This window comes from Stenotrophomonas sp. 80084_Sma, from assembly GCF_056481995.1.
This window is the reverse complement of the sequence record NZ_CM151177.1, coordinates 534,637-559,302: the sequence shown is the minus strand read 5'-3', so window position 1 is coordinate 559,302 and position 24,666 is coordinate 534,637. Positions and strand designations below refer to the sequence as shown.

The window sequence follows — 24,666 nt, the reverse complement described above, 5'->3', positions numbered from 1 at the left end:
ATGATCCTGTTCATGACTGCCGCCCAGGTCGCATTCAAGTACGCAGGCCTGCGCTCCTCCGGCGAAAGCGGAATCGGCCCGCAGACGCTGCTCAATCCCTGGTTGCATGCTGGACTGGCTGCTTCTGCGTTGGGGTTTGTCTGCTGGTTCATCACGCTTCGGGCGATGCCTCTCTCCGCCGCCTATCCATGGACGGCATTGATCTACCTGCTCACGCCCCTCGCCGCCGCGGGTCTGTTTGGTGAGATTCTGCCGCCAGGCTTCATGGTCGGCGTCGCACTGATCGTGATCGGCCTGTTCATCATCAACGGGGCCAATGGCCAACATGACGCCCGCTGAGCTTTCCCTCGGACTTGCCTCGGTATGTGCCAGCACTCTGTCACAGCTGGCGATGAAGGCCGCTGCACGCACCCACAAGCAGGCAGGCAAGTGGCTGCTTCTGATGCTTGCGATCGGATTGCAGTTGATTTCGGTCCTACTGGTGATCGTGCTGCTGCGCACGCTGCCGCTATCGATGCTGGTGGTGTTCGCCGCACTGGCCTACCTCACGGTTCCCGTACTGTGTGCCGCCCTCTTCAAGGAACGTTTGACCCTGCGCTTCTGGTTGGGCGCGGGCCTGGTCTGCGCTGGTGTAGTTCTCGCGAGCCTCCACTGATGGCACATGTGCGCCCCTCCTCACGCGTCCACGCCTGGCTGCCCTGGCTGGTCATCGTGGTTCTGACCATTGCCCTGCCGCGCCTGCTGCTATTGCGTTCGCCGCCTGCCACCGACGAAGGCTACATGGCCTATTTCGCGATGAAGGCGTACCTGTTGCTGGAGGGCTCAGGGCAACTACCCGGGGATGGGCCACTGATGCTCTATCCCATCCTGCTGTCGTGGATCAACGGGCTACAGGCAGAATCACTGCCCATGCTCCGCTTGGCCGACCTGATCGTCGCCAGCGTGGCTGGCCTGTTGCTACTGGCCATGATCGCCCGCGAGTCCGGAAGCCGGTGGTGGGGGCCATTGCTGCTGGGCGCGCCGTTCCTTCTTGGCATGAACCATACCGAGTTCATCCAGTATGGATTCAAGAACAGCTATCAGGCGGCCTTCATACCTCTGTTCGCAGCCGTACTGCTGTGGCAGCGCGCGGACTCCGCATCCTTCCATCGATGGCTCCTGATGGGAGTACTGATCGCGTTCGGCGTACTGCTGCGCGAGACACTGGCGCCGTTCGCCGTGCTCGCAGTCGCTGCAGCCTGGATCAGTCACGGCCGCCGCCAGGCATTGGCCATGTGTGCCGGCGGCGCAGCATTGGCGCTCCCCTTGCTGGCGCTTGATATCGCACTGCGTGGAGATCTGACGAGCCTGCTGGACGCTTATCGGGGCTCCGGCGCAGTCTACTCGGCCCAACCACAAACGATGGAACTGTTCCTGCTGGCGGCCCGCCGCAGTGTAGCTGCTGCGCCGATCGCGTGCGCGCTTTCGATCGTGGCCACGGTCGTACTGCTGGCCATGATGGTCGCCCGTCGGGATCACTGGCTGCTGCGACGTTCATTGTTCTGGTTCGCATGCGCCCTGCTGCCGCTGGTGGAACCTGCCACCAAGGCCGGCTTCCCCTATCACTTCGCCGTGATGCTGCCGGCCATGGCCATGCTCTGCGCGCTAGCCTGGCGCACCTTGCTCCCGGCCGGTGCGAAGCGCACCAGCCTTGCCATCGGCGTGCTCGCCATTGGCGAAGCACTGCTATTGGTGCCTCCCGTGCTCACGCAGGCGAAGGAAAGCCCCCAGGCATTGGCCGAAGTCCAACAGTTGGTCCAGCACGGTTGGCCTGCCGACCAGATCGAGCGATCCAACTATCTACTGGCTGCACGCATGCTGCGTGATGCCGCACCGCCCGGTGCGTCCGCCAGCATCAGCGGCTTCATGTTCAGCGTGTATCCGCTGTCCGGGCGCCTGCCACCCTCCGGTGAACTGAACAACCTCAGTGCGCGTATCATCCAGCTCGACCTTGATCCAGCACGGCTCGCGAAAGAGCTTGCGACCTGCTCTCCCGACCTGGTGTTGACCACCACGCGCACCGACTGGCCAGGCGCGCACGAGCTGGAGCAGGCGATCGCAATGTCTTCGCTGTACGAGCAGATCGGCGTCCTTCCAGCCGACCCGGCCAAGCACTACGGCATCTTTGGCGGCACGTTGTACCGGCGGATCAAACCCGGTGGTCATCACTGCGCGCAGTGAGAGTCAGTGCTGCTGCCGCAATAGTTGCCGCATCACCGCGTGCAAGCCATGACGCCAGTCGGGCAACTGGATCTCCAGCGCCTGCTGCAGGCCACGGTTGTCCAGCACCGACCATGACGGGCGTTGCGCAGGCGTGGGGTAATCAGCAGCGGGGATCGCCTCGACGTCCGGCACCCGCTCCAGCAGGCCCAGCGCGAGTGCTTCGGCAAAGATCGCTTCGGCGAATCCATGCCAGCTGGTCTGGCCGTTCGCCGTCAGGTGCCAGGTGCCCGACAATGATGGTGATCGTTGCAGTGCCAACACCGTAACATCGGCGATCAGCGCTGCAGAGGTCGGTGTACCGATCTGATCAGCCACCACGCGCAGCCGATCGCGCTCGGCGCCCACACGCAGCATGGTGCGCAGGAAGTTCGCGCCATGCGAGGCATACACCCATGCCGTGCGGAAGATCAGATGGCGTCCTCCCGCAGCCCGTACGGCGTCCTCGCCATCACGCTTGCTGATGCCATAGACACCCAGCGGTGCGGTCGGCTCGTCCTCACGGTACGGTGCCGTGCCCTGGCCATCGAACACATAGTCGGTGGAGTAATGCACGAACGGCACATCATGCGCCGCACACCAACGCGCGATCACGCCCGGTGCCTGTGCGTTGACCGCAAAGGCCGCGTCGACTTCCCGTTCGGCACGGTCGACGGCGGTGTAAGCCGCCGCATTGACGACGACCGATGGCTGAAGCCGGTCGAGCAAGGCCGGCAGGCTGTCCGGCTGGTCGAAATCGGCGGTTTGGCAGACACTGCCATCGGGCAGGATGCCGCTGCGGGTGGTCGTGACCACCTTGCCCAGCGGCACCAGCGCGCGCAGCAGTTCCTGGCCGACCTGGCCGTTGCCGCCGAATACCAGAACGGTCATGGCACGTAGACCGGCAGGCGGTCTTCAGCGATGTCCTTCAGGAAGGGAGCACTCTCATCCTTGGCCGACAGCGTCGGTGCACTGATCGGCCAGTCCACGGCGATGTCCGCATCGTTCCAGCGCACGCCGGCATCGAAGTCCTTGAGGTACACCTCGGTGCACAGGTAACTGAACACCGCGCGTTCGGACAGCACCGCAAAGCCGTGCGCGAAGCCATCCGGAATCCAGAACTGCTTCTTGTTCTCGGCGCTCAGCACTACCGCTTCCCACTGGCCGAAGGTCGGCGAGCCACGGCGGATATCTACGGCGACATCATAGACCTCCCCTTCCAGCACGCTCACCAACTTGCCCTGCGGGCGCGGCCACTGATAATGCAGGCCGCGCAGCACTCCCTGCGCCGAGGTGGAAACATTGCTCTGTACGAAGCGATGCGGCAGGCCCAGCGCGGCGAAGCGCTCGGCATTCCAGGTTTCGAAGAAGTAACCACGGGCATCACCAAACACGGCCGGCTCGATCACTACGCAGCCGGGCAACCTGGTTTCAATCACTTTCACGGAACGACTCCACGCAGCGCGAGTTTATGCAGGTACTGGCCGTAGCCATTCTTGATCAGCGGTGCAGCCAGTGCTTCCAGCTGCTCGGCGCTGATCCAGCCCTTTCCGAACGCGATTTCTTCCGGGCAACAGACCTGCAGGCCCTGGCGGGTCTGGATGGTCTCAATGAAGTTGGATGCTTCCAGCAGCGACTGGTGGGTGCCGGTGTCGAGCCAGGCATAGCCACGGCCCAGCGCTTCCAGGTGAAGATTGCCTTCCTCCAGGTAGCGCTTGTTGAGATCCGTGATCTCCAGCTCGCCGCGCGGCGACGGCTTCAGTTCCGCCGCGTAATCGCTGGCGTTGCCGTCGTAGAAATACAGGCCGGTCACCGCATAGTTCGAGCGCGGGTTCTCCGGCTTCTCCACCAGGTCGATGATCTTGCCGCTGGTGTCGAACTCGGCCACGCCGTAACGTTCTGGATCATTGACCCAGTAGCCGAACACGGTCGAGCCATCCACGCGCTCGTCGGCGCGCTTGAGCACTTCGCGCAGGCCGTGGCCGTGGAAGATGTTGTCGCCCAGCACCAGGCAGCTCGGCTTGCCGGCCACGAAGTCGCGGCCGATCAGGTAGGCCTGGGCCAGGCCATCGGGGCTGGGCTGCACCGCGTACTGGATGTCCATGCCCCACTGCGAGCCGTCGCCCAGCAACTGCTGGAACAGCGCCTGTTCGTGCGGGGTATTGATGATCAACACTTCGCGGATGCCCGCCAGCATCAACACGCTGAGCGGGTAATAGATCATCGGCTTGTCGTACACCGGCAACAGCTGCTTGCTGACGCCCTTGGTGATCGGATAAAGGCGGGTGCCGGAACCACCGGCGAGGATGATGCCCTTGCGCTGGGTCATGGTGTCTCCTGGGTTCAGGCCGCAGTGCCGATGCGCTGCAGGCGGTAGCTGCCGTCGAGCACGCCGTTGACCCAGTCCTGGTTGTCCAGGTACCAGTCGACGGTGAAGGCGATGCCCTGCTCGAAGGTGTAGGCCGGTCCCCAGCCCAGGTCGTTCTTCAGCTTCGACGCATCGATCGCGTAACGGCGGTCATGGCCGGGGCGGTCGGTGACGTAGGTGATCTGGCTGCTGCGCGGCTGGCCATCCTCACGCGGGCGGCGCGCATCGAGCAGCGCGCAGATGGCCTGCACCACTTCGATGTTCTGCTTTTCCGAGTTGCCGCCGACGTTGTAGGTCTCGCCGACCTGGCCCTTGGCCAGCACGGTACGGATCGCTTCGCAGTGATCGGACACGAACAGCCAGTCGCGCACCTGCTTGCCGTCGCCGTACACCGGCAGCGGCTCGCCGGCCAGCGCCTTGGCGATCACCAGCGGGATCAGCTTCTCGGGGAAGTGGTAGGGGCCGTAATTGTTCGAACAGTTGGTGGTCAGCACCGGCAGCCCATAGGTGTGGTGGAACGCACGTACCAGGTGATCCGACGCAGCCTTGGACGCCGAGTACGGCGAATTGGGCGCGTACTGGGTCGTTTCACTGAATTTGCCGGTCTCACCCAGCGTGCCGTACACCTCGTCGGTGGACACGTGCAGGAAACGGAACGCCGCGCCCTGTTCGGCCGGCAGCGCCTTCCAGTAGTCACGGACCGCTTCCAGCAGGCCCAGGGTGCCCACAACATTGGTCTGGATGAAGGCGCCGGGGCCATCGATGGAGCGGTCAACGTGGCTTTCGGCGGCGAAGTTCACCACGGCATCCGGCTGATGCTCGGCCAGCAGTCGGGCGACCAGTTCGCGGTCGCCGATGTCGCCTTGGACAAACAGGTGGTTCGGGTTGCCATCAAGGCTGGACAGGGTCTTCAGGTTGCCGGCGTAGGTCAGCACATCGAGGTTGATGACCTTGACGCCGCGCGCGACGGCCTCGAGAACGAAGTTACCGCCAATGAATCCGGCGCCGCCGGTGACAAGCCATGTGGGCACTACCTGTTCTCCTGATCGATCTATCGAAGTCCGGCGATATGAGAACCGTCCGATTCAGCCATACAGAATACATGGAGGGCCCCCGCCAACTGTCTGCCGAGCATGAACAAAGGACCCGGCGCGATGGATTTTGCCGCGCCGCAGCAAAACCATACGCATTCGCATGGTCACCCCAAGCCAGCTAGAATCGGGGTCCCACCCCCGAACCGGTTGCTGTTGCAGGACCGGGCGTTCTCCGCAACTGTGAGCCGGCCAGCGGCCGGCACTACAAGGATCGAGCAGCAGATGAAAATCCTCGTCGCGTACAAGCGCGTGGTGGACTACAACGTCCGCATTCAGGTCAAGCCGGACGGTTCCGGCGTGGTCACCGACGGCGTCAAGCTGTCCCCCAACCCCTTCGATGAAATCGCCTTGGAAGAAGCCCTGCGCCTGCGCGACAAGGGCATCGCCAGCGAAGTCGTGGTTGCCACCATCGCCCCGGCCGACGCCCAGGCGCACCTGCGCAACGGCCTGGCCATGGGCGCCAACCGTGCCATCCACGTCGTCACCGACCAGGCCATCCAGCCGCTGACCGCCTCGCGCACCCTGCTCAAGCTGATCGAGAAGGAACAGCCGGACCTGGTGATCCTCGGCAAGCAGGCCATCGACGACGACGCCAACCAGACCGGCCAGATGCTGGCCACGCTCTGGGGCCGCCCGCAGGCGACCTTCGCCAGCAAGCTCGACATTGCCGACGGCAAGGCCACGGTGACCCGTGAAGTCGACGCCGGCCTGGAAACGCTGGAAGTGGACCTGCCGGCCGTGGTCACCACCGATCTGCGCCTGAACGAACCGCGCTTCATCAAGCTGCCGGACATCATGAAGGCCAAGGCCAAGCCGCTGGAGACCCTGCAGCTGGCCGACCTCGGCGTTGAAGCCGCCGACACCTTCAAGACCACCCAGTACGCCGCGCCGTCCAAGCGCAGCAGGGGTGTGATGGTCAAGGACGCGGCCGAACTGGTTGCCGCACTCAAGCAGAAGGGGTTGCTGTAATGAGCAGGATTCTCGTCATCGCCGAGCACCACGACGGCAAGCTCAACGCCGCCACCGCTAAGACCGTCAGTGCCGCCGCCGCCATCAGCGGTGCCAGCATCGACGTGCTGGTGCTGGCCGCCGATCCGGCCGCTGTCGCCGCTGAAGCCGCGAAGATCGCTGGGGTCGCCAAGGTCCTGACCGTCGCCAACGCGGCCAACGCGCAGGCCATCGCCCAGGTGCTGGCGCCGCAGATCGCACAGCTGGCCAAGGGCTACACCCACGTATTCGGCCCGTCGACCACCTTCGGCAAGGACCTGATGCCGTGCGTGGCCGCCCTGCTCGGCGTCAACCAGGTCTCCGACCTGATGAGCGTTGAAGGCAGCCACACCTTCAAGCGCCCGATCTACGCTGGCAACGCGATCATCACCGTGGAAGCCCCGGCCGACCAGATCGTGGTCGCCACCGTGCGTGCCGCGTCGTGGCCGGAAGCGGCCCAGGGTGGCAATGCCGCCGTTGAAGCAGCAAGCGTCGACGCTGCCCTGCCGACCCATACCCGCTTCGTCGGCCTGGCCGCCGGTGCCAGCGACCGTCCGGACCTGCAGAGCGCCAAGCGCGTGGTTTCGGGAGGCCGTGGCGTCGGTTCGGAAGAGAACTTCAAGGTCATCTTCCAGCTGGCCGACAAGCTCGGTGCTGCCGTCGGTGCCTCGCGTGCGGCGGTCGATGCCGGCTACGTGCCCAGCGACCTGCAGGTCGGCCAGACCGGCAAGATCATCGCGCCGGAACTGTACGTGGCCGTTGGCATCAGTGGTGCGATCCAGCACCTGACCGGCATCAAGGATGCCGGCACGATCGTGGCGATCAACAAGGACGGCGACGCGCCGATCTTCGAGATTGCCGATATCGGCCTGGTGGGGGATCTGTTTGCGATCCTGCCAGAGCTGGAAAAAGCGCTCTGATCTGCTGAAAGTGAAGGCCGGCCCCGACAGGGCCGGCCTCTTTCATGCAGTGCTCAACGATCGATGTAGCGACCGGCGTCTGCCGTTTCCGCACCACCCAGCAGGCGCAGCATCAACATCACGCCAAATGCGATGTAGGCTGCCGCCTCCAACGTCGCCAGCAGAGACGGATAGTTCACACCCAATGCCACGATGTGATGGACCCTTTCCGGGCTGAAAAGCACTTTGCCGAAGATGCCCGCCATGTCCCCGACTTCGCCGGTTCCCCAACCCACCAACAGGAGGATCGACGCCAGCCAGACACCCGCGGCACGCCAACGGTCCTCAGCTTCGGCCACCAGCAGCATCAGAGCCGGGAACATCAGCATGGCCATGCCGAAGGTGTGCGCATAGGCCGCCTGGAACCAGGCAGTTAATGCTGCGGTCACCAGCGCGACAACCTGCCAGGCCCCCATGCCATCGGCAACGTGCTTCACCCGGTAAGCCAGGACCAGGAACGCAATGGTCAGGAAGGCCAACGGTCGGTTGATCACCACTGCATCGCCAAACAACGGGAACCAGGTGGCCCAGCCGATCCGCTGCGACTGCGGGTTCACCCCCAGTGACAGGGCATAGGCCGGCACCCGACCGTAGCTCCAGTAGATGGCCAGGCTGGCCACTGTCACCGCGGCCGCGATCAGCAGGATGCGCCCCTTGAGTGCCTGCCTACGGGCAGCGAACAGGGCGATGGCGAATGCAGGGAGGACCAGCATGTGCTGAGGCTTGGCGAACACCAGGCCCAGCACCACCAGTCCCAGTCCGGCGGCCAGTGTTCCCGGAGCGAGAACCCGGCGCGCGCCCGCCACCAGCAGGGCCACCGCAATCACATCGACCTGGCCCAGGACCAGCGAATAGTAGAGGCCGAAGGGATTGAACAGCAGTACGAAGAACAGCAGGCGCGGATTGCCGCGCCAGCGCTCCTTGAACAGCAACTGCAATTCCAGGCACAGCCAGATATAGGCAGCCACGATCGACAGGCTGACCAGTGCATAGGGACGCAGATTCATCCCGATCGACTGCAGGTCGCCCTGAATGCCAGCGAGGGCCTGCATCCAGATCAGGCTCACCGGGTTGTACGGGTAGATCGTCAGCGCCCCACTGGTACCGACCAGCACGTCATGGACGTAGAAGTTCAGTCCGAACTGCAGCCCGGTGACGACCTGCCCGAAGGGGCCCATGTCGATGATGCCTACCTTGAGCAGGGAGAACAGCAACAGGCCTGCCGCAACCAGCAGATCCACCGGCCGCAACCATGGACAGGCGGTGCGCAGCCGACCCAGCCAGCGCCCTGCAACCTGGCGGCGCCACATCAGGATCGTCAAGACAAGGACAACCCCAAGGCCCAGCCAGCGAACCGCCGCCGAGTGCAGCGGACCGCCACCGGCATGAAATACTTTCACCTGCTTGTCGGCATGACTGGACAGAGGCTGTCCGTCCCGGGTCAGGACGTCGCCTTCCCAGCGCAGACCACGCCCCTCCAATGCTTCTACCGGGATGTGCCGTGCACGCTGATCGAACACCTTTTTTTCAGCGTCGTCCACCAGGACGTAGTAGCTCTCCCCCCAGGTGTTGTACTGGAAGGCCAGCACGGCACGGCCGGCCACCAGGCACAGGTACCCCAGCAACAGGGTCAGCAGTATCCGGGCGACAACCGGCATGGTTCAGCTCCCAAGGATTTCGTGCGCCACCTTGCGACCTTCGCGGATCGCATAGTTGGTACCACGGTCTTCCGGATAGATCTGCGCCATCGAGCACAGGTAGAAGCCCTGTTCCGGCCCACGCACTTCGGGAATCAGGCGGCTGTAGAACTTCTCGACAACCGGTTGCGACCAGCGTGCACGCCACAGGTGGTGCTTGGTGATCCATTCGCGGCGTAGTGCCGGGAACATCTTCTGCAGATAAGGCAACGCGAAGTCGAGGAACTGATCGCGGTCCATCGAATAGAGCGCATCCGTATGCGGCAGATACTTGGACAGATACACGATATGGCTGCCGCCGTAGGTTTCGGCACGCTCGAAGTTGGTGTGCTCGATGACGCCGACGAACGGGAAGCTGGGATCGTTGACGTTCAACCAATAGGTATCAGACAGCTTGCGGTCCATCTCCAGCACCAGGCAGACATTGCCGATGTACTGGATGCGCTGCAACGACTGCACATACTCCGGCGACGCCCAGCCGGAGACCATGTCGGCCACCAGCGGCAGCGCGGTGGTGGCCAGCACCTTGTCGGCATCGATCGGGCCGGCACTCGTCTGCAACTGCCAGCCGTCGCCATTGGGGGCGAAGCTGTCGACCCGGGTACCGGTGATCACCTTGCCCCCCAGCGCCACGATGCGGGCCGCCAACGCCTCGGCCAGGCTGGCAAAGCCACCGCGGAAATAGGCAAGACGCTCTTCACCGCCCTTGCCACGGCTGCCGCCACGCAACTTCAGCTTGTTCCAGAACCACACGGCGGAAATCGTCTCGGCGTAAGGGCCGAACTTGCCCTTCAGCAGCGGCTCCCACACCACCTCATAGACCTTCTCACCGCCCAGGCTCTTCAACCATTGGGCCGCAGTCAGGCCTTCCAGCTCCATCCAGTGCTTGACCCTGCGCGCGCGCAGGGCGAGCAGGCCCAGGCGGATGCGATCGACGAACGAAAGCGGTGTGAAGTTGAGCAGGTCCCATGGAGTGGACAGGCGGAAGAAGTTGTTGGCGTAGTACATGCCAGTGTTCGTCGGATTCACTTCAACCCGGTCATTGAGACCCAGCTCGTCGATGAGCTGCATGACCTCCAGGTCGTTGGTGAACCAGTGGTGATAGAAGCAATCCAGCTTCTCCCCACCAACGTCGAATGCTGCTGCCAGGCCGGCAACATCGGCTTCGGCCTCCAGCACCGTCACCTGCACGCCATTGCGTGCCAGTTCATAAGCAGCGGTAAGACCGGTGAATCCGCCACCGATGATGGCAACGCTCTTGTTCTTCATTTCCTATCCTCGGAAGACGGCTTGCCCCGCATCGAACGGGTCATCAGGAACAGACCGCCAATCACTGTCGGCGGCAGCCACAACATGAAATGGACCAGCAGCGCATAGACCGTCGATTCGGCAACACCATTGCCCATCGTCTTCATCGCCCTGACCACGAAGTAATCGAAAGTCCCCACATAACCTGGCGTGCCGGGGAGCAGCGTGGCCAGCGTTCCCAGCGGCAAAGCCAGCCAGGCTGCCGCGGCAGCAGCGAGGCTGGCCAGCGCCTTGGCGCACAGGTAGAACACCAGCCCCTCGCCGGTCCATGCCAACACCGACCACAGCATCAGGCCGGCCATGGTGCCCTTGCCGGAAAGATGGCCAAGGGTATCGACCCCCTTCAACAGTTCACCCTGCACGCGGGCTCCGATGCGGGGCGAAATGCGCGAGAGCAGGCGACCGCCCCAGGCCAGCAACGGCGAGAACGCGCCCGGGAACAACAGCACCAGGGCAATTACCAGCCCTGCCGCCGCCAGCGTCCAGATCCCGACGCCGCCGGCCAGCGAATCACTGGCGCCACTGACCCACAAGGCAATGCCGAGCAGCAGCACGACCATCAGCAGGTCCAGCAGGCGCTCGACGAACAGGGTCGCCACCACCACGCCGGAGGTAACGCCCAGACGGTCATTGAATGCAAAGGCACGGAGGATGTCGCCAGCGCGCATCGGCAGTACATTGTTCATGGCGAAACTGCCCATGAACGGTCCCGCGCAGTCGCGCCAACGCAGGTCGGCGTTGTCGCGCGCCAACATCCGGCGCCAGCGTTCGATGCGTGCAGAGTAGCCCAGCAGGAAGCAAAACAGGGCCAGACCCAGCCAGCCCCAGCCGACGTTGGCAAAGGCATTCTTCATCTGCTCGACGCTGACCTGGCGCAGCACCAGCCAGCCGAACAAGCCCGCCACCCCCACCCCGACCAGCAGTCGCAGGACCTTTCGGGCCCCCCTCATTCACCAGACTCCGTCCGACTGACGGCAGCGGTGCCATCCCTCGTTTCCTGCACGATGTACAATGGGCGACGCTTGACCTCACGGTAGATGCGGCCGATGTACTCGCCCAGGATGCCGACGCAGATCAGCTGCACGCCCCCCAGGAACAGCACCGCGATCATCAGTGCGGTCCAGCCCGGCACCCATACCTGGGTGAACAGGCGCATGGCCAGCGAATAGACAATGACGAACATCGCGAGCAACGAACTCAGCACACCCAGCGTCACCGAAATCTGCAGTGGCTTGGCCGAAAAAGACAGGATTCCGTCGGTCGCGAAGCGCACCATCTTCCGCAACGGATACTTGCTTTCGCCCGCAAAACGCTTGTCACGGCGATAGGGCAAGGCAATCTGGTTGAAACCCACCCAGCTGACCATGCCGCGAACGAAGCGATCCTGCTCCGGCATCGACTTCAGCACCTCGACAACATTGCGGCTCATCAGGCGGAAGTCCCCTGTATCCAACGGGATCGGCACATCGGACAGGTGGTTGAGCACGCGGTAGAAGGCGCGAGCAGTGGCCAGCTTGAACCGCGATTCACCTGGACGGTCCGTGCGGGTTCCATAGACCACGTCGAACCCCTCTTCCCAGCGATCGACCATTTCCGCGATCACTTCCGGCGGATCCTGCAGGTCGGCGTCGATCAGGACCACGGCATCGCCGCGCGCTGCGTCAATGCCGGCGGTTACCGCCAGCTGATGGCCAAAATTGCGTGCGAAGCCCAGCATTCGGACACGACGATCACTGGCGGCATAGTACCTCAGCAGTTGACGGGTACGATCCCGGCTGCCATCGTCAACGAATACCAATTCAACCTTCAGTCCACGGGCCTCAAGGGTTTCCGCGGTCTCGGAGAGGCGGCGCAGTGTCTCGGCCAGCACCTCTTCCTCGTTGTAGCAAGGTACGACGATAGACAACAATCTGCCGTCCGGATTGTCAATGCTCATTGCAGGGTCCTGGGTCCACATCCTTCGGATGAACGGCGCACAGCCCATTCAGGCCGCGTCATTTTCAGCCGGACATGATATCCGAGCCTCGCCACCTTTGCGCTACCGCGGTCCCAGGCGACGCTGATACCATCTCTATCCCCTCTTGCGTAACCCGCACCCTTTCGCTACAGGCCATTCACGACAGTCCATGACCCAAGAGCATTGCACCGATATCGACCCGAAGGGGGTCATGAGTGAAATTGAACGCATTCAGCCTTCGGTGGTCTGCTTCGACTACTTCGATACCCTGGTATCGCGGGGCGTCCATCCGGAGGACGTAAAGCGGCTGTGGGCCGAGGGGATTGCCCGCACCTTCCCAGAGGGTCCTGACGGCCCCGAGCTGTATCGCCAGCGCAACGCGCGCGAGGCCGCTCATTGCGCCATCGACCGTGGTCCCGGCCTGGACAGCGAATTCCGCGCCAGCGAGGTCTATATCGAACTCTGGGACGCCAACCCGGGGCTGCAGTCGATGCCTCGCACCGCATTCACCACACTCGCGCTGGACCTGGAAGTCTCGCTGGAATTGTCTACTCAGCAGCTGGACGAACAGGTGGTTGGCCTGGTCCGGGAGCTAGCGGCAAAGGGCATTGAATGCTGGCTGGTCAGCGATTTCTATCTTGAAACCGATGTTTTCCAGCGGTTCCTTGCCCATCATGGGCTGGATACGGCCTTCAAACGCATGTTCGTATCATGCGATTCGTTCACGACCAAGCGCGGCAATGGAATGTATGCCCGCCTGCTTGCGGAAACGGGCATCGCGCCAGGCCGGGTGCTGATGATCGGCGACAACGAGCACGCTGATTTCAACAACGCCAGGGCCGCTGGACTCCACGCCATCCACCTGGATCGCAGTCGACGTCACGCCCATTACCAGGTGCTGGCTGAACGTGCCGCCGACCTTGCCCGTACCCGTGCCGACGTCAATCGCCTGCTCAGTGCAGGACCCGGCGTGTTCCGCGAGCTTGCGCTCACGCTCCATCTTTTCATCGACCGTCTACATGCGCGCCTGGTCCGCGAGGGTGCCCGCGATGTGTTTTTCCTGGCCCGTGAGGGCCAGTTCCTGAAGCGCCTGTTCGACCACTACCAGAGCACGCGGCAGCTCCAGGGCGCAGTCCGCATTCGCAGCCATTATCTCGAGGTCTCGCGCCGCGCCACCCTGCTGCCGTCACTGCAGCCACTGGCCCAGGAAACCTTCGAGACGCTGTTCCGCCAGTATCGGCGCATCTCGCTCAACGACTTCCTGTCCAGCCTTGGCCTGCAGTCGATGTCTGCTGAACTGGCCGAGCGCCTTGGCGTTGGGGCCGACGCCATCCAGGATGACCTCCCGTCCAGCGAAGTCTTCGCCCGCCTGCGTGCCGATGCGCTGTTCCAGCAGACCTATGAACAGGAACGCCTGGCACGCCGCTCGGCGTTCCTCGCCTACCTGAACGCCTTCGGGGCCGACCCCACAGCCCAGACCCTGCATCTGGTCGATGTGGGCTGGAAGGGCACCATCCAGGACAACATTTCGGCCATCGTCATCGGTGCGGACAACGGCCTGACAGCCGTACAAGGCCATTACATCGGCCTGGTGGCCAGCGGTTCGGCTTCGGCCCGGAACCGGAAGGATGGCCTGCTGTTCTCCTGCGTTGGCAACACCAGCCGCAACTTCGCAGTTTTCAACGAAAACCGTGCACTGTTCGAAGTCGTGCTCGCGGCCGACCATGGCTCGGCATTGCGCTACAGCTTCGATGCCAACGGCCTGCCCGTGGTGAGCCACCAGGAGTTCAGCGAGGAGTCGCTGTTCCGCAGCAAGGTCGCACCGCTGCAAGCCCAGTTGTGGGACCTGTTCGTTGAACTGGATCGCGTCTTCCGCCACCACAACATCCCTGCCCGTGAGCTGGAACGCCTGGCCACGCGCGCGCATGCACGCATGCTGCTGCAGCCGGACCAGGCCGCAATCGAGTGGTTCGAGAACGTTTACCACGTCGAGAACTTCGGCGTGTTCAACCATTCCACCTTCGATGTCGGCGCACATCAGCCATCGTTCATCGACAAGCTTCGTTTCTACCTGTCATTGCGCCGCAATGGCGTGGACAACCTCGGCTTCTGGCCCCTGTTGACCTGCCTGCAGCGCGGTGGCCGCTGGGTTGCCTCGCGCTACGCCTCAGGTCGACTGCGCGGCATTGAAGATTGATCACCGGGAAGCCTGAATGAAAATTGCGTTCTTTGTCGGCTCTGCCGACATCAGCGGTGGTACCTACGTGGTGTTCCAGCATGCACTGCATGCGATCCAGGAAGGGCATGACGTCACCCTGGTACTGCAGTACCCCTATGTCGCGAGCCAACGCAAATGGCACCCCGCACTTGATGTCCTGCGGATCGTGCAGATCTGGGACCTCGGCGAGGAGCACTTCGATCTGGCGGTCGCCACCTGGTGGCGTACCGCCACCGAGCTGCACAAGATCAATGCCGACCAGTACGCCTACTTTGTGCAGTCCATCGAATCGCGTTTTTACCCCGACGCGGAGCGACCACTACAGGCGCTGGTCGACAGCACCTACGATCTGGGGCTCCCGGCCGTCACCGAGGCAACCTGGATCCAGGAACACCTGCGGGAACACCATGGAAACGATGCCCGATTGGTGCGTAATGGCATCCGCAAGGATCTGTACCGCCTGGACGGCCCGGTCCACGCGCCGCGGGGCCGCGATCTGCGCGTGTTGGTCGAAGGTCCCTTCGGTGTGTTCTTCAAGAACGTCGGCCGCAGCCTAAAACTTACCCGCAACAGCCGCGCCGACCAGACCTGGCTGCTGACCTCCAGTCAGCTGCGCTGGTATCCAGGCATCGACCGTCTGTTCTCGAGGGTTCCGATCGACCAGGTTCCCGCGATCTATCGCTCATGCGATGTGATCGTCAAGCTCAGCTATGTCGAAGGCATGTTCGGGCCGCCGCTGGAGATGTTCCACTGTGGCGGCACCGCGATCGTCTATAACGTCACCGGCCATGACGAGTACATCCGCAATGGCGAGAACGCCTTGGTCCTGCAGCGTGACGACGAGAGTGGTGTAGTCAATGCCCTGAATCTGCTGAAGGACTCGCCGGATGAACTGCAGCGGCTGAAGCACAATGCAATCGCGACGGCCGAGGCCTGGCCCGACTGGAATACCTCGTCGACCCAGTTCGAGTCAGTGCTTCGTCAGATGCAGTCGTTGCCGGCAGTCGACCGCACCGAACTGCGCGAACGCAACGAGCATTTCTGGGCGCGATATGTTGCCGATGAGAACGAACGTCTTAAGCACATCCCGCAGCACGTCAGCCTGCGCAAGCGCGTCGGCGCGCGCCTGTACCGCATCCGCGCCATCCACGACTTCCGTCAATGGTGCCGCTACATCGGCGAGGGCTGGTTCTGAACCAGCCCGTAAGTCGGGACGCTACTCAAACGTCCTGGTAGCCTCTCGGATACTGCGTCTGCCAGCGCCAGCTGTCTTCACACATACGCTGCAGGTCGAACTGCGCCTTCCAGCCCAGCAACTGCTCGGCCAGGCCCGTATCAGCAAAGCACTCCGCCACGTCACCTTCCCGACGTGGCGCGAAGTCCACCGCGATGCTCTGGCCCGACGCCCGCTCGAATGCATGCACCACCTCAAGCACGCTATAGCCGCGCCCCGTTCCCAGGTTCACGGTGAAGCCCCGCGGGTGCTTCTGCAGGGCATCGATGGCACGCACATGGGCCTCGGCCAGGTCGACCACGTGCACGTAGTCGCGCACTCCCGTGCCGTCACTGGTGGGATAGTCATTGCCGAACACGTTCAATGCGGTACGACGGCCAATTGCAACCTGCGAGATGTAGGGCATCAGATTGTTCGGCGGGCCGTTGGGATCCTCGCCGATCAATCCGCTCTCGTGGGCACCGACAGGGTTGAAGTAGCGCAGCAGCGCTGCCCCGAACTCCGGCATGGAGGCGGTCAGATCGCCGATCATCTGTTCCATCACCAGCTTGGTACGGCCATAGGGATTGACCGCACCAAGGCCGGCCGACTCTGTGATCGGCGAGGTGTTGCCATCGCCATAGACCGTGGCCGATGAACTGAACACGAGTTTGCCGACACCTGCGTCCTTCATGGCCCGCAGCAGGCACAGGGTGCCGGTGATGTTGTTGTCGAAGTAGGAAAGCGGATCGGCGACCGACTGGGCCACCGACTTGAGCGCGGCGAAATGGATCACCGCCTCCGCACCGCTGCTGCGCAGCAGCTCGGCGAATGCCGGCTCGCGGATGTCCATCTGATGGAACTCGGGAGTGAAGCCGATGATCTTGGCCAGCTGGTCTACCACACGTGCCGAGGAGTTGCAGAGATTGTCCACCAGGCAGACATCGTAACCCTGCTCGACAAGCTTCACGCACGTGTGCGAGCCGATGTAGCCGGTGCCGCCAGTTACCAGGATCTTCATCCTTGTTCTTCCTTATTTCTTCGTACATGCCGCTGGGATGGACTACTTGCCGAGCTTCTGGTTGAGGCTCGCAATGATCTGGTCACGCGCCGCGATTTCAGCATCCATATGGGTCATCACCTTCCAGCGCGCTTCAAGGAGGTCGGCCTGCCCCTGCAGAGCCTCATCACGCGCATCGATCAAGGCAGTCATCGAACGGATCGATTCATCGCGGCCATCGATCAGGTGCCCCTGGGATTGAATCACCTCGTCGCGTTCGGACACCATCCGTTCGAGCGACGTGATGATCTCATCCCGTTCGGACACCATCTGGTCCAGCGACTGCAGAACCTGCCAACGCTCGTCCAGCAGGCGCGCCTGGGATGCAATCGAGTCGGTACGCTCGCGGATCATCCACTTCCAGCATTGCCGGCTCTGCTCAAGCAGGCGCTCCTGGGGCAGCTGTCGCGCGGGAGCCGACCAGCGCAGCGCCTTGATGCTGCGCGTCGCCGAGTCCAGAAGCTCAACCCCCACGATCGATGCGAACTGCTGCGGCTGCTCCGGATCCCCCAGGTAAGCCTCATGCCCGCACGCAAGCATCTCGAAGGCAACCGTGCTGGCCATGCGCCAACGCGCACGGGCCTGTTCCGGCTGACCGCCAGCGGCCAGCAGCTGCCCGGCCTCGTAGGCGGCATCGACGATCTTGGTACCGATGGTCGGGCTGAACGAGCGCCAGTCAACGGCAACAACCGCATCAAGCGCTTCCAGCGCTCCATCCAGATCACCGATACGACGCAACAGGGATGCGCACAGATAGCGCAGCGAGATCGACCAGCGCAACGCGTGTGGAGACGGGATGGCGCGGTCCAAGTGCTCCACCATCCGCCTGACCACGACAGTGACCTCCTCGGCCACAAGCTCCTCACGTTCGAGCATCTGGTAGCCGAGTACGGCCAACGCAGCCGCCGCGTCCGGAGCACCCTCGTTCGCAGGTTGCGCCAGCACGCGCCGGGCGATGTCGGCGAGTACCTGCGGATTGCGTGCGCGGAACGGGAACTCCACCAGCGCACGAAGCAGCCAGGGATTACGGTAGTCGCGGGCGAACTCCAGAACTTCGGCCGGTCTATCACTGGCTCCGTAGACGGATTCACGGTAGACGAATCCCGAAGCCAGCGGATCCCGCATCACGACCAGTAGCAACTCGGCGCCCTTCGGCACCGTGTCCGTGCACTCCAGCCCGCAGGGGGCAAATGCACGCACCGCACCGCCCCTGCCCCGGGGAATGCCACCGAGCAGGCTGAAGGCCTGTTCGAGGTACCAACCGGACGGGAGTACATCCTGCAGTTTGGGCCATGATTCCGAGGCGTCGCCACCGTCTGCCACCAGTGACAGCAGCACGCGACCTCCAGGCGAAACCCCGCCCTGCAGCGAATCCAGCACATCCACCAGCGTCCCGCGCGACTTCGGGTCACCGACCGCGACGACGAAATCGACTTCAGGTGCTGCGCCGGACAGCGTCGGGCGAAGGCGGGGATCCATTGCGACATAGGCCGCCTCAAAGGCCAAACGTGCCGCGGGATCGATCACGCAGTAGAGCGTGTCCGCTTCGGAGCGGCGCGACAGCAGATAGCTGCCTGCACCGGCCGCCGCCTCCAGATCCAGCACCCGGTCACCCGGGCGTACATAACCCGCCGCCCAGTGGTACTTGTAGAGTTCGGCGTCGGCCACGATACCCGTGCTGCAGCAGGAGTCGCACACTGCATCGCCCGCCACCACGGGCTTCGCCTCCAGTGCCAGCAAAATCACACCGTCGTCGAAGTTCAACGACTCGAAGTTGATCAGGTCGAAGTAGCCGGGGTGCTTGCGGAAGCCCGCGTCGAAGCACTTCTGCTCCCACCAGCTGCGGCCCTCGATGACCTGCCTGCCATCCCCCTCCTCCACGACCGCCGACACCTGCACGCGTACCAGTAACTGCCCCTGGCAGATCCGTCGCAGCTCGGCGAGCACGGGCGGCACATCCACTTCATCCAGGTACTCGAAGAGGCCGTTGGCCACGACACAATCGAAATGGCCATCGGGGTAAGGCAGGGCCGTCGCAGCAGCGCAGGCGAAACGACCCGGCGCACGCTGCTGCGCCGCGCTGATCGCGACCTGCGATATATCGACACCACGGGCGTCCACGCCTTGCTTGAGCAGCTCTGCGACCAGCCCGCCACGGCCACAGCCGACGTCCAGCACCTTGCCAGCACCGGCAGTAGCCAAGATTGTCTGCGCGAACGCAGCAATCGCCGGAGTGTCGTCCTCTGCACCGGCACTCCAACACCGGTCCCAACGCAGCTGGTAGACCGCTACGCTCTCGTTCTCACCCATATCCACACACCCATCGCTAACGGTCCCAATCGGCCTGCATCCTCAGGTCGATGACACCGCCAAAGAAATGCTCATCCCTGCGCATCAGCACCTGGAAGAACGCGGCTTCATCCATCCAGTGCAGTATGCGCTGGCTGGTGTAGTCCGGCCGCTCTTCAAAGGACACTGCGGCCTGAATTTCGTACAGATTGACACCGAGATCACAATCGCAGGTGAACGTGACACTGAAGCGCTCACCCGGGGCAAACTGGCGATTCCAGAAGACCTCGCCTTCTGCCAGGCCTGCCAGGCGCTTCATGTCCTGATTCAGGGTGCCCCATGAATAAATCTTGAAACCTTCCTTGTTTCGAATGCGAACTCCGACATTCAAATTGCTGATTGCGACACGACTCTCGCATTCGACGCGAATGGTGATCCGCTGCGAGGGGTAGTACACGGATACGTTGTCACCCGCCTCGTCCAGCGTCTCCACCTTCACAACAAAGGCCTGCTGGTCGCCGAATGACATGTTGCCCGAGCGTGCGCCCTGGGCCACTTCTACCTCTCCGGCCGGCGGCGACGAAGCAGCATCGGCCCGCGTGTCGAGGGGCAGCACGGGAAGCGAAGGCTCCGATTCCTGCTTGTGGAGGGCTGCCGACGCCGCGATCTTCTCAGTCAATGAGGAGAAGTAGCGCGACTCCTCCTCATGCAGCAGTCGCCGATAGCTCACGATCACTTCCGAAGACGTTCCCCAGCCGATCTGCCGGCCATCGCGCAGCAGCAGCGCCCGATTGGTCAAGGTGCGCACCGATTCCTGGTCGTGGGAAACGAACAGCAACGATACGCCGTCACTGACGAGGCGCTCGATCTGCTGGAAGCAGCGCTTCTGGAACAGCGCGTCACCCACGGCCAAGGCCTCGTCAACGATCAGGATGTCGGGCCTCAACTGCACCTGCACGGCGAACGCCAGGCGTACGAGCATGCCGCTGGAATAGGTCTTGACGGGTTGTTCCAAGTGGTCGCCGATATCGGCGAACCCAGCAATAGCGTCAAACTTTTCGTCGATCTCGGCCGGCGTCAGGCCCAGCAGCGCGCCGTTGAGATAAACGTTCTCGCGCCCTGAGTACTCATGATTGAAACCCGATCCGAGCTCCAGCAGCGCAGCAATGCGCCCGCTGGTACGGACCTCGCCGGCGGTAGGCGACAAGGTGCCCGTGATGATCTGCAACAGCGTGCTCTTGCCGCTGCCGTTGCGCCCGACAATACCGACCGCCTCACCGCGCTTGACCTCGAAATCGATGTCGCGGAGTGCCCAGAACTCACGGAACTGATCGTGGCAAAGGCCCGGCGAAACACGGTTCAGCGCCGGCACGAAGAACTGTTTCAGGCGCTGCCGCGGGGTGTCATACATCTCATAGCGCTTGCTGACGCCACGTACACTGATTGCTATTTCATCAGAGGACATCGGCAAACCCCTTCCTGGTCTTCTGGAACCACCAGAAGCCGAATATGGCAACAACACCGGCGATTACCGTACCCACCAGCAGCTGGCGGAAGTCAGGATAGGTTCCGAACACGATCACCTTGCGCGCATTCTCGATGATGAAGGTCAGTGGATTGAGCATCAGCCAGCCGCGGTACTTCTCAGGAAGCGCGGTGATGGGATAGAACACCGGCGACAGGAACAGCAGGATCGTCATCACCGTACCAGTCATCTGCCCCACATCGCGGACGAATACGCCCAGCGATGCAAGGATCCACGACAGGCCCATGGCCGCAAGGATCAGGGGCAACATTACCAACGGCAGGAACACGACGGTCCAGTGCATCTCCTGCATGAAGGCCAGCTGCGCGGCAAACAACGCCAGGAGACTGATTGCCGCATGGAACAGCGCCGAGCCCAGCGAGATCAGCGTAAGAATCTCCAATGGAAACACGACACGCTTGACGTAGTTCACATTGCCCACGATCAGACCGGGGGCACGGTTGATGCATTCGGCCAGGAAGGTATGCATGATCAGGCCGGAGAACAGGATGATCGCGAATGCAGCCTTGCCACCTGGGGCATCAGTGCCCCAGCGCGCGTTGAAGATCACCGAGAAGAAGAACGTATAGATGACCAACATCAGCAGTGGATTGAAGAACGACCACGCCAGGCCGAGCAACGACCCCTTGTAGCGCCCGGTCACTTCACGCCGGGTCATCTGCACGATCAGGCTGCGATGGATCCAGATGCTCCGCGCCAGCTTCCTGGGCGCATTGAACAGATTGGTACGCTCTGAAATCGAGTTCGGCGTATGGACGACAACGTCATTCATGGATGTAAGTACTCCCGGGCTAGCCGCTGTCTCACGAGCCCAACGCCCTTTCCAGATCCACCTGCAGATCCCCCAGATCTTCCACACCCACGCTCAGCCTTACCAGCGCATCACTGATGCCCAGCTGCTCCCGCCGCGCGACCGGGATCGAGGCATGCGTCATCACCGCCGGGTGGTTGACCAGGCTTTCCACGCCGCCCAGCGACTCGGCCAGGGTGAACAGCTCGGTCTTCTCGCAGAAGCGCTTGGCCGCCTCGAAACCGCCCTTGAGCACGATCGAAACGATGCCGCCGTAACCGGCCATCTGCTTGCCGGCCAGCTCGTGCTGCGGGTGCGAGGCCAGGCCCGGGTAGATCACTTTTTCCACGGCCGGGTGCTTCTCCAGCCACTGTGCCAGGGCCAGCGCATTGGCGCAGTGTGCCTTCATGCGCAGCGGCAGGGTCTTCAGGCCACGCAGGGCCAGGAAGCTGTCGAACGGGCCCTGCACGCCACCCACCGAGTTCTGCAGGAAGGCCATCTGCTCGGCCAGTTCGGCGTTGTCGCCGACCACGACCATGCCGCCGACCATGTCCGAGTGGCCATTGAGATACTTGGTGGCCGAGTGCAGGACCAGGTCAGCGCCCAGCTCCAGCGGGCGCTGCAGCATCGGCGAGGCGAAGGTGTTGTCGACGACGACGATCAGGCCATGGCGCTTGGCGATGGCAGCGACCGCAGCGATGTCGACGATCTTCAGCATCGGGTTGGTCGGGGTCTCGATCCACACCATCTTCGTCTTCGGCGTGATGGAGGCCTCGAACGCGGCCAGATCGGTCAGGTCGACGAAGCTGAAATCCAGCCCGGCGGTGCGGCGACGCACGCGCTCGAACAGACGGAAGCTGCCGCCGTAGATATCGTCCATTGCCACCACATGGCTGCCGGCGTCCAGCAGCTCGATCACGGTCGAGCTGGCCGCCATGCCCGAAGCGAAGGCAAAGCCGCGGGTGCCGCCTTCCAGCGACGCCACGCAACGCTCATAGGCGAAGCGGGTCGGGTTGTGGGTACGCGAGTACTCGAAGCCCTGATGCTCGCCCGGGCTGGACTGGGCGTAGGTCGAGGTGGCGTAGATCGGCGGCATCACCGCGCCGGTGCTGGGGTCGGGCGACTGGCCACCGTGGATGGCCAGGGTAGCCAGGGCCAGGGCGCGATCCTGGGAAGTTGCGTTGGACATGTTCTTTCCTGAGGGGGCGCCGACGCACGGCGCCATCGAAGGTGCGGAAGTCTACCAGCGCGGCCTTAACGACCTTTGACGCGGATAAACCAGGATTCAGCAGTGAACGTCGGCGATCAGCGGCTTACTGCACGCGACGGCGCAGATAGTTCAGCAGATCGATACGGGTGATCAGGCCCAGGAAAGTGTCGCCGTCCATCACGATCGCCACCTGGCCGCGGTCGAACACCGGCAGCAGCGCCTCGATCGGGGACTTCACGTCCAGCCGGTCCAGCTTGCTGACCATCGCGGTGGCGACGGTGTCGCGGAAGCGTGCCTCATCGCCATACACGTGCAGCAACACGTCGCTTTCGTCGACGATGCCGACCAGCTGCTCGCCGTCCATCACCGGCAGCTGCGATACGTCGTACAGCTTCATGCGCTGGTAGGCGGTGGTCAGCAGGTCGTTCGGACCGATCACCACGGTGTCGCGCTGGCCGTACGGGCGCAGGATCAGGTCGCGCAGGTCACCGTGCTGCGGGCGCTGCAGGAAACCGTTGTCCAGCATCCAGTAGTCGTTGTACATCTTCGACAGGTACTTGTTGCCGGTATCCGGCACCAGCACCAGCACCTTCTTCGGCGTGGTCTGCTCCTTGCAGTACTTCAGGCCGGCGGCCAGCAGGGTGCCGGTGGACGAGCCACCCAGGATGCCTTCCTTGCCCAGCAGTTCGCGTGCGGTGTGGAAGCTCTCGGCGTCGCTGATGGCATAAGCCTTCTTGACGCGGCTGAAATCGGAGATCGACGGCAGGAAGTCCTCGCCGATGCCTTCCACCAGCCAGCTGCCCGACTTGTCGTTCAGATTGCCGTCGTTGATGTACTCGGCCAGGATCGAACCGACCGGATCGGCCAGCACCAGCTCGGTCTTCGGCGACAGCTTGGCGAAGGCACGCGACAGGCCGGTCATGGTGCCGGAGCTGCCGCAGCCGAACACGATGGCATCGAGGTCGCCGCCCATCTGTTCGAGGATTTCCGGGCCGGTACCGAATTCATGCGCGGCGGGGTTGTCCGGGTTGCCGAACTGGTTGATGAAGTAGGCGCCCGGGGTCTGCTCGGCGATGGTCTTGGCCAGGTCCTGGTAGTACTCCGGATGGCCCTTGGCCACGTCCGAGCGCGTCAGGCGCACTTCGGCGCCCATCGCCTTCAGATTGAAGATCTTTTCCCGGCTCATCTTGTCGGGAACGACCAGAATGAGCTTATAGCCCTTCTGCTGGGCCACCAGCGCCAGGCCCAGGCCGGTGTTGCCAGCCGTGCCCTCAACCAGGGTGGCACCGGGCTTCAGGTCGCCGCGCTTTTCCGCCGCCTCGATCATCGACAGGCCGATGCGATCCTTGATCGATCCGCCCGGGTTGGCGCTCTCCAGCTTCAGGTAGAGCTCGCAGACGCCGGTGTCCAGGCGCTGGGCCTTGACGATCGGGGTCTGGCCGATGAGTTCGAGGACGGAAGAATGGATGGGCATTCGGAGGACTTTCGGTTCGCGCCGCACAGGGCCGGACCGATGATTATCCGACGGATGGCGATGAAAGTCAGGTCGGCAGGGCCGCAGCCTGTCCACCGTAAAAGAGATGCGGACGGCCCCGGATCGACGAGGAGACCGGTACCGCCCGCATCGGTGAGTTGTGCCTGCAGGCCAAGGCACCACGGCCTGTGGTGCCTTGGCGCGGCCGCCTCATCGGCGGTGCCGCGATGCCGGGGCAGGAGCGCCCGGCGGGGCCAT

21 protein-coding genes are annotated in these 24,666 nt (G+C 63.2%); 7 read left to right on the top strand and 14 right to left on the bottom strand.

What is annotated here, in order from left to right; genetic code table 11:
• Positions 1–12: 12 nt before the first annotated feature.
• Genes ACZK3W_RS02545 through ACZK3W_RS02535 form a run of 3 tightly spaced genes read left to right on the top strand, consistent with a single transcriptional unit; the run spans position 13 to position 2,220 of the window.
• Positions 13–339: an EamA family transporter gene (locus ACZK3W_RS02545; RefSeq protein WP_157804773.1), complete on the top strand. Its 327-nt coding sequence runs from the start codon at positions 13–15 to the stop codon at positions 337–339.
• Positions 317–655 (top strand): hypothetical protein, encoded by a 339-nt coding sequence (locus tag ACZK3W_RS02540; RefSeq protein ID WP_153674979.1) that lies wholly within the window; start codon positions 317–319, stop codon positions 653–655. Before ACZK3W_RS02545 ends, ACZK3W_RS02540 begins: the two co-directional genes overlap by 23 nt.
• Positions 655–2,220 (top strand): hypothetical protein, encoded by a 1,566-nt coding sequence (locus tag ACZK3W_RS02535; protein WP_478445413.1) that lies wholly within the window; start codon positions 655–657, stop codon positions 2,218–2,220. Before ACZK3W_RS02540 ends, ACZK3W_RS02535 begins: the two co-directional genes overlap by 1 nt.
• Before the next feature lie 3 nt (positions 2,221–2,223).
• Here ACZK3W_RS02535 and rfbD read toward each other — a convergent pair whose 3' ends face one another.
• Genes rfbD through rfbB form a run of 4 tightly spaced genes read right to left on the bottom strand, consistent with a single transcriptional unit; the run spans position 2,224 to position 5,637 of the window.
• On the bottom strand, positions 2,224–3,129 hold the full coding sequence (gene rfbD, locus ACZK3W_RS02530; RefSeq protein WP_478450403.1) for a dTDP-4-dehydrorhamnose reductase: 906 nt from the start codon (positions 3,127–3,129) through the stop codon (positions 2,224–2,226).
• Positions 3,126–3,683, bottom strand: a complete 558-nt coding sequence (rfbC, locus tag ACZK3W_RS02525) for a dTDP-4-dehydrorhamnose 3,5-epimerase (RefSeq protein WP_065722719.1) — start codon at positions 3,681–3,683, stop codon at positions 3,126–3,128. The genes rfbD and rfbC overlap by 4 nt, the downstream gene beginning before the upstream one ends.
• Complete coding sequence (gene rfbA, locus ACZK3W_RS02520; RefSeq protein WP_478445412.1) at positions 3,680–4,567, bottom strand: glucose-1-phosphate thymidylyltransferase RfbA; 888 nt, start codon at positions 4,565–4,567, stop codon at positions 3,680–3,682. The genes rfbC and rfbA overlap by 4 nt, the downstream gene beginning before the upstream one ends.
• Before the next feature lie 14 nt (positions 4,568–4,581).
• Positions 4,582–5,637: a dTDP-glucose 4,6-dehydratase gene (gene rfbB / locus ACZK3W_RS02515; RefSeq protein ID WP_478450402.1), complete on the bottom strand. Its 1,056-nt coding sequence runs from the start codon at positions 5,635–5,637 to the stop codon at positions 4,582–4,584.
• 285 nt (positions 5,638–5,922) lie between these two features.
• On the opposite strand from rfbB, the gene ACZK3W_RS02510 reads away from it, so the two are divergent.
• Together ACZK3W_RS02510 and ACZK3W_RS02505 are read left to right on the top strand one after the other, a co-directional pair.
• Positions 5,923–6,669 (top strand): electron transfer flavoprotein subunit beta/FixA family protein, encoded by a 747-nt coding sequence (locus ACZK3W_RS02510; RefSeq protein WP_478445410.1) that lies wholly within the window; start codon positions 5,923–5,925, stop codon positions 6,667–6,669.
• On the top strand, positions 6,669–7,607 hold the full coding sequence (locus ACZK3W_RS02505) for an electron transfer flavoprotein subunit alpha/FixB family protein (RefSeq protein WP_132809124.1): 939 nt from the start codon (positions 6,669–6,671) through the stop codon (positions 7,605–7,607). Before ACZK3W_RS02510 ends, ACZK3W_RS02505 begins: the two co-directional genes overlap by 1 nt.
• 53 nt (positions 7,608–7,660) lie before the next feature.
• On the opposite strand, the gene ACZK3W_RS02500 is transcribed toward ACZK3W_RS02505, so the two are convergent.
• The 4 genes from ACZK3W_RS02500 to ACZK3W_RS02485 are packed head-to-tail and all read right to left on the bottom strand — an operon-like array spanning position 7,661 to position 12,587.
• On the bottom strand, positions 7,661–9,304 hold the full coding sequence (locus ACZK3W_RS02500; RefSeq protein WP_478450401.1) for a hypothetical protein: 1,644 nt from the start codon (positions 9,302–9,304) through the stop codon (positions 7,661–7,663).
• A 3-nt stretch (positions 9,305–9,307) separates the two neighbouring features.
• Positions 9,308–10,612: an NAD(P)/FAD-dependent oxidoreductase gene (locus tag ACZK3W_RS02495; RefSeq protein ID WP_065722713.1), complete on the bottom strand. Its 1,305-nt coding sequence runs from the start codon at positions 10,610–10,612 to the stop codon at positions 9,308–9,310.
• Complete coding sequence (locus tag ACZK3W_RS02490) at positions 10,609–11,601, bottom strand: lysylphosphatidylglycerol synthase transmembrane domain-containing protein (RefSeq protein WP_478450400.1); 993 nt, start codon at positions 11,599–11,601, stop codon at positions 10,609–10,611. The genes ACZK3W_RS02495 and ACZK3W_RS02490 overlap by 4 nt, the downstream gene beginning before the upstream one ends.
• Positions 11,598–12,587, bottom strand: a complete 990-nt coding sequence (locus ACZK3W_RS02485) for a glycosyltransferase family 2 protein (protein WP_478445407.1) — start codon at positions 12,585–12,587, stop codon at positions 11,598–11,600. The genes ACZK3W_RS02490 and ACZK3W_RS02485 overlap by 4 nt, the downstream gene beginning before the upstream one ends.
• Positions 12,588–12,819: 232 nt before the next feature.
• Between ACZK3W_RS02485 and ACZK3W_RS02480 the strand changes: the two genes are divergently transcribed.
• The gene (locus ACZK3W_RS02480; protein WP_478445406.1) at positions 12,820–14,805 is read left to right on the top strand and encodes an HAD family hydrolase; all 1,986 of its coding nucleotides are present in this window, start codon (positions 12,820–12,822) and stop codon (positions 14,803–14,805) included.
• Positions 14,806–14,821: 16 nt separating this feature from the next.
• On the top strand, positions 14,822–16,021 hold the full coding sequence (locus tag ACZK3W_RS02475) for a glycosyltransferase (protein ID WP_478450399.1): 1,200 nt from the start codon (positions 14,822–14,824) through the stop codon (positions 16,019–16,021).
• A 25-nt stretch (positions 16,022–16,046) separates the two neighbouring features.
• Here ACZK3W_RS02475 and galE read toward each other — a convergent pair whose 3' ends face one another.
• From galE to ACZK3W_RS02445, 6 genes are all read right to left on the bottom strand, one after another.
• Positions 16,047–17,060, bottom strand: coding sequence for a UDP-glucose 4-epimerase GalE (gene galE / locus ACZK3W_RS02470; protein WP_478445404.1), 1,014 nt, complete (start codon positions 17,058–17,060; stop codon positions 16,047–16,049).
• A gap of 42 nt (positions 17,061–17,102) precedes the next feature.
• Entirely contained in the window at positions 17,103–19,277 is a 2,175-nt protein-coding gene (locus ACZK3W_RS02465; RefSeq protein ID WP_478450398.1) for a class I SAM-dependent methyltransferase, read from the bottom strand.
• A gap of 148 nt (positions 19,278–19,425) precedes the next feature.
• On the bottom strand, positions 19,426–20,853 hold the full coding sequence (locus ACZK3W_RS02460) for an ABC transporter ATP-binding protein (RefSeq protein ID WP_478445402.1): 1,428 nt from the start codon (positions 20,851–20,853) through the stop codon (positions 19,426–19,428).
• Entirely contained in the window at positions 20,843–21,706 is an 864-nt protein-coding gene (locus ACZK3W_RS02455) for an ABC transporter permease (protein ID WP_065722706.1), read from the bottom strand. The genes ACZK3W_RS02460 and ACZK3W_RS02455 overlap by 11 nt, the downstream gene beginning before the upstream one ends.
• 31 nt (positions 21,707–21,737) lie before the next feature.
• Positions 21,738–22,913, bottom strand: a complete 1,176-nt coding sequence (locus tag ACZK3W_RS02450) for a cystathionine gamma-synthase (RefSeq protein WP_478450397.1) — start codon at positions 22,911–22,913, stop codon at positions 21,738–21,740.
• 124 nt (positions 22,914–23,037) lie between these two features.
• Positions 23,038–24,408: a pyridoxal-phosphate dependent enzyme gene (locus ACZK3W_RS02445; RefSeq protein WP_032127973.1), complete on the bottom strand. Its 1,371-nt coding sequence runs from the start codon at positions 24,406–24,408 to the stop codon at positions 23,038–23,040.
• Positions 24,409–24,666 lie beyond the last annotated feature (258 nt).

Coding starts and splice junctions, on each gene's coding strand:
- ACZK3W_RS02545 (WP_157804773.1), top strand. CDS start 13: ATGACTGCCGCCCAGGTCGCATTCAAGTACGCAGGCCTGCGCTCCTCC.
- ACZK3W_RS02540 (WP_153674979.1), top strand. CDS start 317: ATGGCCAACATGACGCCCGCTGAGCTTTCCCTCGGACTTGCCTCGGTA.
- ACZK3W_RS02535 (WP_478445413.1), top strand. CDS start 655: ATGGCACATGTGCGCCCCTCCTCACGCGTCCACGCCTGGCTGCCCTGG.
- rfbD (WP_478450403.1), bottom strand. CDS start 3,129: ATGACCGTTCTGGTATTCGGCGGCAACGGCCAGGTCGGCCAGGAACTG.
- rfbA (WP_478445412.1), bottom strand. CDS start 4,567: ATGACCCAGCGCAAGGGCATCATCCTCGCCGGTGGTTCCGGCACCCGC.
- ACZK3W_RS02510 (WP_478445410.1), top strand. CDS start 5,923: ATGAAAATCCTCGTCGCGTACAAGCGCGTGGTGGACTACAACGTCCGC.
- ACZK3W_RS02505 (WP_132809124.1), top strand. CDS start 6,669: ATGAGCAGGATTCTCGTCATCGCCGAGCACCACGACGGCAAGCTCAAC.
- ACZK3W_RS02500 (WP_478450401.1), bottom strand. CDS start 9,304: ATGCCGGTTGTCGCCCGGATACTGCTGACCCTGTTGCTGGGGTACCTG.
- ACZK3W_RS02495 (WP_065722713.1), bottom strand. CDS start 10,612: ATGAAGAACAAGAGCGTTGCCATCATCGGTGGCGGATTCACCGGTCTT.
- ACZK3W_RS02490 (WP_478450400.1), bottom strand. CDS start 11,601: ATGAGGGGGGCCCGAAAGGTCCTGCGACTGCTGGTCGGGGTGGGGGTG.
- ACZK3W_RS02485 (WP_478445407.1), bottom strand. CDS start 12,587: ATGAGCATTGACAATCCGGACGGCAGATTGTTGTCTATCGTCGTACCT.
- ACZK3W_RS02480 (WP_478445406.1), top strand. CDS start 12,820: ATGAGTGAAATTGAACGCATTCAGCCTTCGGTGGTCTGCTTCGACTAC.
- ACZK3W_RS02475 (WP_478450399.1), top strand. CDS start 14,822: ATGAAAATTGCGTTCTTTGTCGGCTCTGCCGACATCAGCGGTGGTACC.
- galE (WP_478445404.1), bottom strand. CDS start 17,060: ATGAAGATCCTGGTAACTGGCGGCACCGGCTACATCGGCTCGCACACG.
- ACZK3W_RS02460 (WP_478445402.1), bottom strand. CDS start 20,853: ATGTCCTCTGATGAAATAGCAATCAGTGTACGTGGCGTCAGCAAGCGC.
- ACZK3W_RS02455 (WP_065722706.1), bottom strand. CDS start 21,706: ATGAATGACGTTGTCGTCCATACGCCGAACTCGATTTCAGAGCGTACC.
- ACZK3W_RS02450 (WP_478450397.1), bottom strand. CDS start 22,913: ATGTCCAACGCAACTTCCCAGGATCGCGCCCTGGCCCTGGCTACCCTG.
- ACZK3W_RS02445 (WP_032127973.1), bottom strand. CDS start 24,408: ATGCCCATCCATTCTTCCGTCCTCGAACTCATCGGCCAGACCCCGATC.